Here is a 12,552-nt window from a genome sequence, read left to right as displayed (position 1 = left end):
TAGTTTCTATTTGTGCACCAAACGGGAGTGCTTATCCATACCCCATCGACGAATTCAACACGTGAACTCCAGTCAAGGAGACATCCAATGTCCAAGTCCCTCAAAGGCAAAGTCGCACTCGTGACCGGCGGATCGCGCGGCATCGGCGCAGCAAGCGCAAGGGCGCTGGCGGATGAAGGCGCCAACGTCGCCATCAGCTATTCGGCGTCCGCCGACAAGGCCGAAGCGGTCGTCCGCGACCTGAAGGCCAAGGGCGTCGAGGCGAAAGCCTTCAAGGCCGATCAGGCCAACAGCGCCGAAGTCGATCAGTTGGTAAAGGACGTCGCCAAGCATTTCGGCCGTCTCGACATCCTCGTGAACAATGCGGGCGTCGCAGTGACCGGCGCTGTCGACGATCCGAACAGCGATACCGCCGCGTTCGACCGCCAGTACGCTGTCAATCTCGACGGCGTCGTAACGGCCATCCGCTCCGCATCGAAGCTGATGGGCGACGGCGGCCGCATCGTGACCATCGGTTCGGACATCGCCACCCGCGCGTCATTTCCCGGGATGGCCGACTACGCCGCCACCAAGGCTGCGATCGTCGGCTACACCAAGGGCGCGGCACGCGACCTCGGCCCGCGCGGCATCACCGTCAATGTGCTGCAGCCCGGCTCGATCGACACTGACATGAATCCGGCTGACGGTCCGGGCTCGGAAGCGCAGCGCACGCTGCATGCGCTTCAGCGCTACGGCAAACCTGAAGAGATCGCCGCGGGTGTCGTGTTTCTCGCCAGCCCCGGCGCGTCGTTCGTGACCGGCACGGTGCTCAATGTCGATGGCGGCTTCGGCGCCTGATCCAGATTGATAACGCCAGCGCATCACGCGCCCGGCGGTCCCCTCAGCACATTCAGTGAAGGAATATCCCATGATCGAACTTCGCCCTTTCAACAAACTCGGCAGTGCGGATCACGGCTGGCTCAAGGCCAGGCATCACTTCTCGTTCGGCAGCTATCATAACCCTGCCAACATCAGCCATGGCAGCCTGCGCGTCTGGAACGACGACGAAATCGCGCCGAACACCGGTTTCCCTGCGCATCCCCATGCCAACATGGAAATCATCACCTTCGTGCGCGAAGGCGCTATCACGCATCAGGACTCGCTCGGCAACGAGGGACGCACTGAAGCCGGCGACGTGCAGGTGATGAGCGCAGGCTCGGGCATCCGCCACTCCGAGTACAATCTTGAGCCGGTGACGACCAAGATCTTCCAGATCTGGATCGTACCGACGCAGGGCGGCGGACAGCCGACCTGGGGCGCGAAGCCGTTTCCGAAAGCTGATCGCTCCGGCAAGTTCGTCACCATCGCCAGCGGCTTCAAGGCCGACAACGATGCGCTGCCGATCCGTGCCGATGCGCGCGTGCTCGCGACCACGCTGAAGGCCGGCGAGACCGCCGAGTACACTCTCGGCGAGAAGCGCTACGGCTATCTCGTGCCGGCCAGTGGCAGCGTCGAGGTGAACGGCGTGCGCGCCAACACCCGCGATGGCGTCGCCGTCCAGAAGGAAGCTTCGGTGAAGATCACCGCGCTCGAAGACACCGAACTCGTGCTGGTGGATGCGGCGTAAGCCGCATCCCTCCGCCAGCAGACTCCCCTCTACCGTGAAAACTGAAGGAAGCCATCATGGCCAAGGTTCTCGTACTTTACTATTCCGCCTACGGACACATCGAAGCGATGGCGAATGCCGTCGCCGAGGGCGCCCGCGAAGCCGGCGCCACCGTCGACATCAAGCGCGTGCCCGAGTTGGTTCCGCCGGACGTCGCCAAGGCGTCGTACTACAAGGTCGATCAGGCCGCGCCTGTCGCCAAGATCGACGATCTCGTGAACTACGACGCGATCATCGTCGGCACCGGCACCCGCTTTGGCCGCATGTCGTCGCAGATGGCGAACTTCCTCGATCAGGCCGGTGGTCTGTGGGCGAAGGGCGCGCTGCACGGCAAGGTCGGCGGCGCGTTCTCGTCGAGCGCCACGCAACACGGCGGCCAGGAGACGACGCTGTTCTCGATCATCACCAACCTGCTGCACTTCGGCATGGTCGTGGTCGGCCTCAATTACGGCTTCGCCGGCCAGATGGGCGTCAAGGAAGTCACCGGCGGCGCGCCCTACGGCGCGACCACCATCACCGACGGCGACGGCAGCCGCCAGCCAAGCCAGAACGAACTCGACGGCGCGCGCTATCAGGGCCGCACCATCGCGGAAACCGCGAAGAAGCTCCACGGCTAAACGACAAGCGGCGGCGCTGGCAACAGCGCCGCCATTTCCATGACTCACGAAATAGAGAGACGCCATGATCGACGCGATACATCTGTTCAATCTTGCGCGCGGACCGATGCGCGCGCTGGCGCGAAACTGGATGTGCAAAGGACTTCGCCGCACGGTCCTGCGCGGCACGATAGGGCTGGATCGGCACTGCGGCAGGTGCCAAGCGGCTACGACCAATGACGGCCGCGCAATTGCCATCGGAAAAAGCTAGGTTCCTCTCCGCCGGGTTATTCTGTTGTTTTGAGGCAAGACGGAGCAAGCACCATGCCGACGATCAAGGTCAAGGACGGCACTGAAATCTTTTACAAGGACTGGGGCTCGGGACAGCCCATTGTTTTCAGCCACGGCTGGCCTCTCTCGGCTGACGACTGGGACGCGCAGATGCTTTTCTTTCTGAGCAAAGGCTTTCGCGTCATCGCCCATGACCGGCGCGGTCACGGCCGCTCGACCCAGACCGGCGATGGCCACGACATGGATCACTATGCCGACGATCTGGCCGCGCTGACCGCGCATCTCGATCTGAAAAATGCAGTGCATGTCGGTCACTCGACGGGTGGCGGTGAGGTCGCGCATTATATCGCGCGTCACGGCGAGAGCCGCGTCGCCAAGGGCGTCCTGATCAGCGCAGTACCGCCGATCATGGTCAAGACCGCGAACAATCCCGGCGGTCTTCCGAAAGAAGTGTTCGACGGATTGCAGGCGCAGCTTGCCGCCAACCGCGCGCAATTCTATCGCGATCTGCCGGCAGGGCCGTTCTACGGTTACAATCGTCCCGGCGCGACACCATCGGAAGGCATCATTCAGAACTGGTGGCGGCAGGGCATGATGGGCGGCGCCAAGGCACACTATGATGGCATTGTCGCCTTCTCGCAGACGGATTTCACCGAAGACCTCAAGAAGATCACTGTGCCGGTGCTGGTGATGCACGGCGACGACGACCAGATCGTGCCGTATGCCGATTCAGGACCGCTATCCGCCAAGCTGCTGAAGAACGGCACGCTGAAAACCTACAAGGGTTTTCCGCACGGCATGCCAACGACGGAAGCCGAGACGATCAACGCCGACTTGCTGGCGTTCATCAAAAGCTGACAGACAACGAATCCTGCGAAAAGGCCCGCTCATTAAGCGGGCCGTTTTTTAATTGTTCAGAGATTGCGGCGCCTTCAGACGGAACCCATGGCAGGTCGGACCGTTGTCGGTCCATCACCCCGGAGAACAACACGATGGACAAGGATCGGATCACAGGCGCCGCGAAGGACGCCGCAGGCAAGGTGGAAGGCGCGTTCGGCCGCGCAACCGGCGATGCATCAACCGAAGCCTCGGGGCGGACGCGCGAAGCCGCGGGAACCGTGCAAAATCTGTACGGCCAGGCCAAGGACGCCACGCGCGACATCGGCGATGCAGCGAGTGATTACGCCAAGGACGCGCTCGATACCGGTAGCCGGGCTTATCGTGACGGCAGCAAGGCGATGGCATCTACCGTTCGCGAACAGCCGCTCGGCGCGCTGCTTGTCGCGGGCGCGGTCGGTTTCGCGCTGGCCTTGATGCTGAACCGGCAGCCGCGCCGCCGCAGATCGTTGCGCGACTACTACTGATTCAGGATAACGCATTGAGCGAAAGGCGCGCGTATCAACGCGCGCCTTGGCATGCGCAAGGGACGCGTGCGCGGATTGAGAATGTTTGCACGACACTTTCGTCTGCCGGCGAAGCCCGCCGATCGGCAGAGACGTCGTGTCCGCGTTGTGCCGATGTGACGTTCAGGATATATGGGATTCCATACTTGCTGAATTTCATCGGGGAACGGGGTCTTGCAAATGTTCAGACTGACTGGATTGACTGCGGCGGTCGTTGCGTTCGGATTGATTGTCAGTGCTCCTGTCGCGCAGGCGGGCACGTGGGAAGACGGCGTGAAGGCTTTTGCGCGCAAGGAATATGCCGCCGCGGCGAAACTGTTTCGCCCGCTGGCGGAAAAGGGAAGCGCCGTCGCGCAGTATCGAATTGCGTTGATGCACAAGATGGGACTGGGCGTCTCCAAAGACCGCAAGCAGGCGCAGAAATGGAGCCGGCTTGCCGCGAAGCAGGGCAATACGGACGCGCAGGTCCTGCTGGGAAGCCTGTACTACAAAGGCGAAGGCAAAGAATCCGACGACATCGAAAAAGCGTACATGTGGTACGACATCGCCGCGACGCAGGGGAATGACGAGGCCAAGAAAGAACTCGCAGCCGTGTCCAGCCAGCTCAGCTCACAGCAGGTCGCGGAAGCACGTGCAAAGGCGCAGAAGTGCGCCTCGTCCGGCTACCAGCAATGCGATTGATGGAACTGCCAATTCAACCGATCATCTGATTTTGCGAATTCAAGCCCGGCCCCGCGCCGGGCTTTTGCGTGCGCCCATTCGCCACGACTCGGCGAGTTTTGTTTGCTCGGAAGATGTTTATTTGCCGAGATGCCGGCGCACCGCGGCGACAGCGGGTCCGACCTCCTCGATCGCAGCGGCAAGATCCTGCGGCGAGACGCTGAGGCGGTAAGCCCAATAGCCCGTGGCGGCGTCATCCGTCGTGTCGATCACAGGTGCGGGACGCGCACCAGTATTCGACGACAGCACGGACGCGACTGTCACAAGGCGGAGCATGCTTCAAAATAGCACGAGAAGGCCTGCGCCGCACGCGGCCGCACGCCTCAGCGTTAATGAAGATGAAACGCCGCCGGGACCGCGGGCCGGGTTATTTTCCGCCGTCGCGGAGCCCGAATTGCTATAGTCGGCCCCGAAACGCGGATCGCATTGTTCCGAGGCACGACATTGGCTCAACCGTTCATCGTCTCCATTCCCCACAAGCTCGGCAAGGAGGAAGCGGCCCGCCGCCTGAAAGCCGGGCTCGGCAGCGTCCGTTCGGAATACGCAAAGATTCTCCAGATCAACGAGGAGATCTGGAGCGGCGATCGTCTCGCGTTTCAGCTGACGGCGCTGAGACAGCAGGTCAGCGGAACGGTCGATGTCGCGGAGGATCACGTCAAAGTCGAAGTGACGCTGCCCTGGCTGCTTGCGGGCCTGGCGCACGGCGTTCAGGCGACGATCCGATCCCGCGCCACGCGCATGCTGGAGAAGAAGACAACGGACGTCTGATCCATCCGAACAAAAGCCCGGCATTGCTGCCGGGCTCGTCCAATGTCAATCGCGTGAGTCAGGGAAGTCTCTAACCGCTGCTGGCGGTGAGCTTCAGCCACGTCGTGCGGACATTCTCCTTGACCTGTCCCCACTCGCTGGCGGCGACGTCCCAGTTCACGATCTGGCGCGACGTGCCCGCCGATGCGCCGCTGGCGACCGTCGATGTCGCCATCGAATCGTGCACATAAACCACGCCGATGGTCAGCAGGCAGCCCAGTACCATTCCCAGAAAAGTTCGCATGTCAGGTCCTCCGACACATGCAACGCGGCAGCGCCTTGAGAGTTCCGCACACAAGAAAACGCCCGCCGATCTCAGGACCGGCAGGCGCGATTGCCTGCAACGAAGATCACCAGCAGAACGAACAGAACCGATCGCTCTGCGGATTCAGGAAACGATAGACCAGCGAGACCCGGTAGGCTTCGTTCACGATCTTATGTTCACTGGCCGTCGCGGCGAAGGAGTTGGTGGTAACAGTGCCAATGGTTCCGCCAAAGCCTGCGCCGTGGCCCCCGAGATGCTTCCACGCATACGTGTCGCGCAGATACTCGCCCCGGATGGAAAGATCTTCCGTCGCCTTGAATTCAAACCCGCCGCCGATCGTGTTGCCGATCAGGTTCTCGGGAGCAAAAGTCCGGGTGACTGTTGCGGCCCCTACGAGTGGCCAGCTTGGCGGGACAGAAACGATGCCGCCGGCGCTCGTTCCAAGGCTGCCCGCGACCACGCCGTAGGACTTTCCGATGGAGAAGAATCCGGACAGTTGAGGTGTGATGACGAAGCCGGCCATCAGACGAAGGTGATTTTTGGTTTCGACGGAAAGATTTCCCTGCATCGACAACCCGAGGCAATGAGTGGTGTTCGTGAACTGGAGATAACAGGTCATGTTACCTCCCCCCGGGCCTCCGAACTGTCCGGGGCTCTTCCTGCTCGCGAGACTTGAGAGCGAATTGAACTCGAAATCTCCTTCGACCCCGAGCCAGAACCTGTGCAGTTGCGCGCGATAGCCGAGAAGAAGGTGATCGCCGGTGCGATCCATCGTTCGTGCAAAACCTCCTTGTTTGGACACGTCCAAGCCGGGCGTATTGCTGTCATCGATGGTCAGCGTCATGCCGCTGTCCTGGCTGACCCTGTAATTATTCTGGGTGATGCCGCCGCCGACATAGAAGCCTGCCCATGTGTTGGCATAAAGCGCGGGATCGGTCGTGAACGACTGCCAGCCGAGGGCGGCGGCCGAAGATGGCGACATGTCAGGATCGAAGCGATAGATCAGCGACGCACGAATGGTTTCGTTGGTCACTTTCACTTTCTCGCTCGGCGACGTCATCGTCACGAGTGTGCCGCCGAGATTGGCCTGAACGGCTGCGCCGCTCGTCACCACGCCATCGTAGGTATCCTTCAGATATTCGAGCCGGGCGACGAGATTCTGGCTGGCTTTCACCTGGATGCCGCCGCCGATGGATGTGCCGACCAGATTCTTGTTCGGAGCTAAAGAGTTTCCGGTGACAAGAACAGGTAGACTCGGGCTGCTCGTCAAAAAGAACCCGACATGGGAGCCGACGGTATCGCTCTTGCCGAAGGCGGCACCGCCGCTGACAAAAGCCATCAGGTTCGGGCTGATGGCAACGCCCGCGATTGCGCGCAAATGTCCCATCGTTTCGACCGAGCCAAAGGATGTCGGGCTGCCGCAGATAAAGTTGCCGGTCGTTCCCACGCCGCATGCGCCGGGCTCAGGCCCGAACGGAATCGAAGTCGGGACACGGTCGCCGAACGAATAGTCTCCCTCGGCTCCGAGCAAAAGCCGTTCGTACTGCCAGAGGTATCCCCCAAGAACGTGACCGCGATTGAGATAATTCGTGTTCTGCAACGGGATCGGTTCGTTCGTCGCGAAGCCAGGCCCACTTGGCGTGACCGTCTGGTAGGCCGTTCCCTGATCGAGCGATTTCTTTTCGCGGCCAAAACCCGCGCCGATGTAAAGGCCGCCCCACGAAAGGGGATTGGCCACCGGGGCCGGAGGTGAAACCCGAAGCGCAATATCGCGGGCAGTTTGCGCAGATGCGGGCAGCGCCGAAAAGGCAAGCACCGCGATCACCGAAAAAACGGCTGTTTTGGTCATGAAATCCCCCAGTCCCCGAAGAAGTCGTAGAGGGGGAGTCTGTGGGTTACAATCGGCGCACGTTCGCGGGCCGAGATTCAAACCAGGAGTGTCTCTGCAAGGTCACGCAGCTGCGCGCATTGAGAAGAAAGGATGGTGGGCGCGACAGGGATCGAACCTGTGACCCCCTCGATGTCAACGAGGTGCTCTCCCGCTGAGCTACGCGCCCTTAAGACCACTGGTGCCGGGATGCGTCCCTATATCGGCTTGGATCGCCGCAGGCAAGGACGGGAAACCGTGTTTTCGGGGCAAATCGCCCCCAATCGACAGCCGCCTCAGGCCGCCAGCATCTTGTTCACTTCGCTGACCAATTCGCGCAGATGCACGGGCTTGGAGAGCACCTTGGCGTTTTTCGGCGCCTCGGAGTCGGAATTCAGCGCCACGGCGGCGAAACCGGTGATGAACATGATCTTGATGTCGGGATCCAGCTCGGAGGCGCGGCGCGCCAGTTCGATCCCGTCCATCTCCGGCATCACGATGTCGGTTAGAAGCATTTCAAAAGGCTCTTCGCGCAGCCTCTGATAGGCTGACAGCCCGTTATCGTAGGACGAGACCTGAAACCCTGCATTCTCCAGTGCCTTGACCAGAAAGCGGCGCATGTCGTTGTCGTCTTCGGCAAGGAGAATTTTGTGCTGCATGGCGCTGGTCGTCAAATCCCGTGAATGGAGAAAGTCCCCTGCCCTCTATTTGCCCGCACGGTAGTAAATTTCGGGTGAAGGCGAAGTTCCTATTGGCAGATCGGTTAGGTTTGCGGACAATGATGTTGCACAAAACACCCGCTTTTCCGGCGAAAATGTGTTGTCTGGTCAGGCATTTCAGCAGCGGCAAAAATAACGCCGCGGGTGCGAATGGCGAAGTAGAGAGGTGGCAATGACCCAGTTCGAGGACGAGTTGTCGCCTCCATTCGAAATTATCGAGCCGCCGGTCTGGCGCGCGCCGATCATCTTCAACTCCCCGCATTCAGGATCGGTCTATCCGCGCGAGTTTCTGGCCGCTTCCCGCATCGATGAGGCTGCGCTGCGCCGTTCGGAAGATTCGTTCATGGACGAAATCATCGCGGATCTCACCGGCCGCGGATTTCCCATGGTCCGGGTGAATTTTCCGCGCTCCTATGTGGACGTCAATCGCGAGCCTTATGAGCTCGATCCGCGCATGTTCGCGGGCCGGCTCCCGAGCTTCGCTAATACCCGTTCGATGCGGGTCGCGGGCGGCCTGGGGACGATTCCGCGCGTGGTCGGCGACGGCCAGGAGATCTATTTCGAGCGCCTCGATGTCGAGGACGCGCTGAACCGGATCGAGGCGCTCTACAAGCCTTATCACCGTGCGCTGCGTCGCCTCATCAACAAGGCGCATCAGGCGTTCGGCACGGTCGTCCTGGTCGATTGCCACTCGATGCCGTCGGTCGGCGTGTCGCGTGACGAGCCGAAGCGTCCCGACGTGGTGATCGGCGACCGTTACGGCACAAGCTGCGCAAGCCTGTTGCCTGATGTCGTCGAGGAAACGCTGACGGCGCAGGGGTATTCGGTCGGCCGCAACAAGCCTTACGCAGGCGGCTTTATCACCGAACACTACGGCAACCCGGCCAGCGGACTGCATACGATTCAGCTCGAACTCAACCGCGCGATCTACATGGACGAGCGGCGGCGCGAGCGTGGCCCGCAATTCCGCAAGGTGGCTGATGATTTCATCGTGCTCGCCGAGGCACTGGCCGCGATCCCGCTCGACAGTCTCGGGCCATTCCAGGCCGCAGCCGAATAGGCGTCTTCCCGCGCCTGTTTCAGCGCGCGAAATTTTTCCTGTGCATGATGAATCAATGCCGGCGTTTGCTTCCCCCATCGCCGGACAGAAAAAAAGGGCCACTCGCGAAAGCAAGTGGCCCAAGTCTAGGGAGGAAACGCCCAAGGAGGGCAGCAATAACGCAAGGCGTTATCGCACCGCAACAATATGCAACCGCAGCGCACTCAGGGCAAGTATTTTTAAAGATTTTGTCATGCTCTGAATGCATAACAGACTTGCGACCGAAATCGAGATTTATGAGGAAATACACGTTTAAATACAAACACTTAATCGAAATATAGTCCTCTCCAAACTGCCAAAAAAGCTTGGAATCGCACCCATGAAATGAATCTCAAATACTATATTTAGCCTGAGAGGCTTTCATTTCGACCTTCGCTTTGGAATCAGGAAGTAAGGAATGAACATTTGGATTAGTGGTACGCGGGTTAAATTTTCGATGCTTGCCGTCGCCCGGACTCATATTAGGGCCGTCACCAGTTCGCATTTACAGTCCGCCCCACTCGCAGTCGCTTCAAAGGAATCCCCGTGACGGTTATCGACTTCACCGCTTTTATCGGACGACTGGCGACCGCCTCAGGCGACACCATCCTTCCCTTTTTTCGCACCTCGCTGAGCGTCGAGAACAAGAACGTGGGTCGCGACCTCGATCCTGTCACCGAAGCCGACCGCGCCGCCGAGGCCGTGATGCGCCGGATGATCAAGGACAGCTTCCCCTTACACGGCATCGTCGGCGAGGAGTTCGGATCTGAGCGGGCCGATGCCGAGTATGTCTGGGTGCTCGATCCGATCGATGGCACCAAGTCCTTCATCGCCGGCCTGCCGATCTGGGGGACGCTGATCGCGCTGATGCATAACGGTGCGCCGGTGTTCGGCATGATGCATCAGCCTTACATCGGCGAGCGTTTCAGCGGCGACGGCGGCTCCGCGCGCTATGAAGGGCCTTCCGGCAAGCGCAAACTGTCGGTGCGACGCTGCGCGACGCTGGCGGAGGCCACGCTGTTTACCACCAGCCCCCGTTTGATGAATGCGCCGGACCGCGCCCAGTTCGAGCGCGTCGAAGCCGGCGTGCGGCTGTCGCGCTACGGCGGCGATTGCTACGCTTACTGCATGCTCGCTGCCGGTCATCTCGATCTCATCATCGAGACCGAGCTGAAATCGTATGACGTTGCCGCCTTGATCCCGATCGTCACCGGCGCCGGCGGCATCATCACCACCTGGGACGGCAAGCCCGCGCAGTCCGGCGGACGCATCGTCGCGGCCGGCGACAAGCGGTTACACGACGAGGCATTGAAGTTGCTGAATGGGTAAGGCGTTCACCCTCGGCACTACACCTTCACAAACGCCTTCAGATGATCCGCCAGTTGCTGCACCGGCCGGGGCAGTGACTGCCGGCTGCGCATGCAGATCGCCAGCCTGCGGCTGGCCCATGGATCGGACATGCGGACCATTTTGATTCGCATTGACCGGCTGTAGCGGCGCGCGGCTACGTCCGGAATAATCGCAAGACCGACGCCGGCTTCCACCATCTGGCAGATCGCATCGAAGCCTCTGAGCCGCGCCCTTATCCGCAGGCGGACTCCCAGTTTCGCGGCCTGCATCGCGATATGATTCTGCAGCGCGCTGGCTTCGGTGAGACCGACGAAATCGCGCGCCGCGACATCGCGGAAATTCGTCTGCCGCCGCTGCGCGATCTCGTCACCCGGCGGCGCGATCAGCACCAGCCGATCGTCGCAGAACGGAAAACGGTGGAGCCCCTCGGGCAGCATCGCCTCGACGGCGAGACCGATATCGGCCGCGCCGGACGCCACCGCCGTGGCGATCTCCGCGCTCTCGCGTTCCTCCACGTCGACGCTGATCGCGGGATATCTCGCGAGAAACGACGCCAGCGCCTTCGGCAGGTGTTCGCTTGCGCCGGACGTGTTGGCGAGCATGTGAATGCGCGCCTTCAGGCCTCGCGCGTATGCGGTGAGTTCGCCCTGCATCGCTGCCACCTGATGCAGCACGACGCGGGCATGATCGAGCAGGCTTTCACCCGCGGCGGTAAGCCGGACGCCGCGCCGTTGCCGCTCGAGCAGCGGCACGCCCAGCGCCGCTTCCATACTCTTGATGCGCGCGCTGGCCGACGCCAGTGCCAGGGCCGATCGTTCCGCGCCGTGGGTGATGCTGCGTGCCTCGGCGACCGCCACGAACAGCCGCATATCCACCAGATCAAAATGCATGGCCTGGACCCTTTACACGGCCTTCGCCACACCCGAAGGCTAACTCCGTATTCTCCAGATTGTGCAGTTTGCCGCTGCCGGTCAATGTGCGTGCCATGCTCAGTTCAATGTCAGATCCGATTCTCATCATCACCATCGCCGCTGTGTTTCTCCTTGCAGGCTTCGTCAAGGGCACCATCGGTCTCGGCCTGCCGACTGTGGCGATGGGCCTTCTCGCGACAAGGATGCCGCCGGCACACGCCCTCGCCATCGTGATCGTGCCCGCCATCGTCACCAACATCTGGCAAACCTTCGTCGGCCCCTATCTGCGCGACATCGTGCGCAGGCTGTGGCCGCTAATGATCGCGACGATGATCGGCATCTGGCTCGGCGCAGGACTGATGACCGGTCCCTATGCGCGTTACGGCACCATCATTCTCGGTGTGCTGCTGGTGATCTACGCGATCATCGGCCTGTCCAAGGTCCGCTTCAGCGTCGCCCGCCGGAACGAGAAATGGGTCGGCGGCATCGTCGGACTGGTCACGGGTGTCATCTCGGCCGCGACCGGCGTGCAGGTGATTCCATCGATGCCCTTCATGCAGGCCATCGGGATGGAAAAGGACGAACTGGTCCAGGCGCTCGGTGTGTTCTTCACCACGGCGACTGTGGCACTGGCATTCAACCTCACCAGCGCGGGGTTGCTGAATGCAACGGTCGCCGTTCCCGGCCTTGTCGCGATGGTCGCGGCCTTTTCCGGCATGTATCTCGGCCAGTTGCTGCGCTCGCGCATGGATGCGGACACGTTCCGGCGCTGGTTTCTGATCGCCATGCTGCTGCTCGGCATCTATCTCGCGGGCGACATGCTGGCGAAGATTTACGCCTAGAGCTTTTCGCCGTCGTTCCGGAAAACCGGTGCCGACGTATCCGGATCGTGCTAGGCGT

The 12,552-nt window shown here is 61.2% G+C and carries 15 protein-coding genes and 1 tRNA gene; 10 read left to right on the top strand and 6 right to left on the bottom strand.

Annotated features, from left to right (window positions below; all coding sequences use genetic code 11):
- Nucleotides 1-87: 87 nt before the first annotated feature.
- The 6 genes from YH63_RS10285 (at nt 88) to YH63_RS10255 (ending at nt 4,616) form a co-directional block, all read left to right on the top strand.
- Entirely contained in the window at nt 88-837 is a 750-nt protein-coding gene (locus YH63_RS10285) for an SDR family NAD(P)-dependent oxidoreductase (RefSeq protein WP_046827685.1), read from the top strand.
- A 70-nt stretch (nt 838-907) separates the two neighbouring features.
- The gene (locus YH63_RS10280; protein WP_046827686.1) at nt 908-1,606 is read left to right on the top strand and encodes a pirin family protein; all 699 of its coding nucleotides are present in this window, start codon (nt 908-910) and stop codon (nt 1,604-1,606) included.
- A 56-nt stretch (nt 1,607-1,662) separates the two neighbouring features.
- Nucleotides 1,663-2,262 (top strand): NAD(P)H:quinone oxidoreductase, encoded by a 600-nt coding sequence (wrbA, locus tag YH63_RS10275; protein WP_046827687.1) that lies wholly within the window; start codon nt 1,663-1,665, stop codon nt 2,260-2,262.
- Nucleotides 2,263-2,565: 303 nt separating this feature from the next.
- Nucleotides 2,566-3,390 carry an alpha/beta fold hydrolase gene (locus YH63_RS10265; RefSeq protein WP_046827689.1) on the top strand — a complete coding sequence of 275 codons (825 nt, stop codon included), beginning with the start codon at nt 2,566-2,568 and terminating at the stop codon, nt 3,388-3,390.
- A 134-nt stretch (nt 3,391-3,524) separates the two neighbouring features.
- The gene (locus YH63_RS10260; protein ID WP_046827690.1) at nt 3,525-3,896 is read left to right on the top strand and encodes a CsbD family protein; all 372 of its coding nucleotides are present in this window, start codon (nt 3,525-3,527) and stop codon (nt 3,894-3,896) included.
- A 219-nt stretch (nt 3,897-4,115) separates the two neighbouring features.
- Nucleotides 4,116-4,616, top strand: a complete 501-nt coding sequence (locus tag YH63_RS10255) for a tetratricopeptide repeat protein (RefSeq protein WP_046827691.1) — start codon at nt 4,116-4,118, stop codon at nt 4,614-4,616.
- Between the two features lie 117 nt (nt 4,617-4,733).
- Here YH63_RS10255 and YH63_RS10250 read toward each other — a convergent pair whose 3' ends face one another.
- The gene (locus YH63_RS10250; protein WP_046827692.1) at nt 4,734-4,931 is read right to left on the bottom strand and encodes a DUF3606 domain-containing protein; all 198 of its coding nucleotides are present in this window, start codon (nt 4,929-4,931) and stop codon (nt 4,734-4,736) included.
- A gap of 168 nt (nt 4,932-5,099) precedes the next feature.
- Between YH63_RS10250 and YH63_RS10245 the strand changes: the two genes are divergently transcribed.
- Nucleotides 5,100-5,423, top strand: a complete 324-nt coding sequence (locus tag YH63_RS10245; protein ID WP_046827693.1) for a polyhydroxyalkanoic acid system family protein — start codon at nt 5,100-5,102, stop codon at nt 5,421-5,423.
- 70 nt (nt 5,424-5,493) lie between these two features.
- Here the strand turns inward: YH63_RS10245 and YH63_RS10240 are convergent, their stop codons facing one another.
- The 4 genes from YH63_RS10240 to cpdR form a co-directional block, all read right to left on the bottom strand.
- Nucleotides 5,494-5,706: a hypothetical protein gene (locus tag YH63_RS10240; RefSeq protein WP_046827694.1), complete on the bottom strand. Its 213-nt coding sequence runs from the start codon at nt 5,704-5,706 to the stop codon at nt 5,494-5,496.
- A 106-nt stretch (nt 5,707-5,812) separates the two neighbouring features.
- A complete protein-coding gene (locus YH63_RS10235) occupies nt 5,813-7,576 on the bottom strand; it encodes an outer membrane protein (protein WP_046827695.1) in 1,764 nt (587 codons plus the stop codon).
- Between the two features lie 133 nt (nt 7,577-7,709).
- Nucleotides 7,710-7,784: transfer RNA gene (locus YH63_RS10230), tRNA-Val, on the bottom strand.
- Nucleotides 7,785-7,890: 106 nt separating this feature from the next.
- Nucleotides 7,891-8,253 carry a cell cycle two-component system response regulator CpdR gene (gene cpdR / locus YH63_RS10225; protein ID WP_002713397.1) on the bottom strand — a complete coding sequence of 121 codons (363 nt, stop codon included), beginning with the start codon at nt 8,251-8,253 and terminating at the stop codon, nt 7,891-7,893.
- Between the two features lie 232 nt (nt 8,254-8,485).
- Between cpdR and YH63_RS10220 the strand changes: the two genes are divergently transcribed.
- Together YH63_RS10220 and hisN are read left to right on the top strand one after the other, a co-directional pair.
- Nucleotides 8,486-9,373 carry an N-formylglutamate amidohydrolase gene (locus YH63_RS10220; RefSeq protein ID WP_046827696.1) on the top strand — a complete coding sequence of 296 codons (888 nt, stop codon included), beginning with the start codon at nt 8,486-8,488 and terminating at the stop codon, nt 9,371-9,373.
- 564 nt (nt 9,374-9,937) lie between these two features.
- Nucleotides 9,938-10,720: a histidinol-phosphatase gene (gene hisN / locus YH63_RS10215; protein WP_046827697.1), complete on the top strand. Its 783-nt coding sequence runs from the start codon at nt 9,938-9,940 to the stop codon at nt 10,718-10,720.
- Between the two features lie 17 nt (nt 10,721-10,737).
- On the opposite strand, the gene YH63_RS10210 is transcribed toward hisN, so the two are convergent.
- Entirely contained in the window at nt 10,738-11,631 is an 894-nt protein-coding gene (locus YH63_RS10210) for a LysR substrate-binding domain-containing protein (RefSeq protein ID WP_046827698.1), read from the bottom strand.
- A gap of 107 nt (nt 11,632-11,738) precedes the next feature.
- Between YH63_RS10210 and YH63_RS10205 the strand changes: the two genes are divergently transcribed.
- The gene (locus YH63_RS10205; protein WP_046829612.1) at nt 11,739-12,494 is read left to right on the top strand and encodes a sulfite exporter TauE/SafE family protein; all 756 of its coding nucleotides are present in this window, start codon (nt 11,739-11,741) and stop codon (nt 12,492-12,494) included.
- The last annotated feature ends 58 nt before the right edge of the window (nt 12,495-12,552 follow it).

The sequence above is a fragment of the Afipia massiliensis genome, assembly GCF_001006325.2.
GTDB lineage: Bacteria > Pseudomonadota > Alphaproteobacteria > Rhizobiales > Xanthobacteraceae > Afipia > Afipia massiliensis_A.
The sequence above is the reverse complement of the archived record's forward strand: the minus strand, read 5'-3'. Positions and strand labels throughout refer to the sequence as shown.

Coding starts and splice junctions, on each gene's coding strand:
- YH63_RS10240 (WP_046827694.1), bottom strand. CDS start 5,706: ATGCGAACTTTTCTGGGAATGGTACTGGGCTGCCTGCTGACCATCGGC.
- YH63_RS10210 (WP_046827698.1), bottom strand. CDS start 11,631: ATGCATTTTGATCTGGTGGATATGCGGCTGTTCGTGGCGGTCGCCGAG.
- YH63_RS10260 (WP_046827690.1), top strand. CDS start 3,525: ATGGACAAGGATCGGATCACAGGCGCCGCGAAGGACGCCGCAGGCAAG.
- wrbA (WP_046827687.1), top strand. CDS start 1,663: ATGGCCAAGGTTCTCGTACTTTACTATTCCGCCTACGGACACATCGAA.
- YH63_RS10265 (WP_046827689.1), top strand. CDS start 2,566: ATGCCGACGATCAAGGTCAAGGACGGCACTGAAATCTTTTACAAGGAC.
- YH63_RS10205 (WP_046829612.1), top strand. CDS start 11,739: ATGTCAGATCCGATTCTCATCATCACCATCGCCGCTGTGTTTCTCCTT.
- YH63_RS10220 (WP_046827696.1), top strand. CDS start 8,486: ATGACCCAGTTCGAGGACGAGTTGTCGCCTCCATTCGAAATTATCGAG.
- YH63_RS10280 (WP_046827686.1), top strand. CDS start 908: ATGATCGAACTTCGCCCTTTCAACAAACTCGGCAGTGCGGATCACGGC.
- YH63_RS10235 (WP_046827695.1), bottom strand. CDS start 7,576: ATGACCAAAACAGCCGTTTTTTCGGTGATCGCGGTGCTTGCCTTTTCG.
- YH63_RS10255 (WP_046827691.1), top strand. CDS start 4,116: ATGTTCAGACTGACTGGATTGACTGCGGCGGTCGTTGCGTTCGGATTG.
- YH63_RS10285 (WP_046827685.1), top strand. CDS start 88: ATGTCCAAGTCCCTCAAAGGCAAAGTCGCACTCGTGACCGGCGGATCG.
- cpdR (WP_002713397.1), bottom strand. CDS start 8,253: ATGCAGCACAAAATTCTCCTTGCCGAAGACGACAACGACATGCGCCGC.
- YH63_RS10250 (WP_046827692.1), bottom strand. CDS start 4,931: ATGCTCCGCCTTGTGACAGTCGCGTCCGTGCTGTCGTCGAATACTGGT.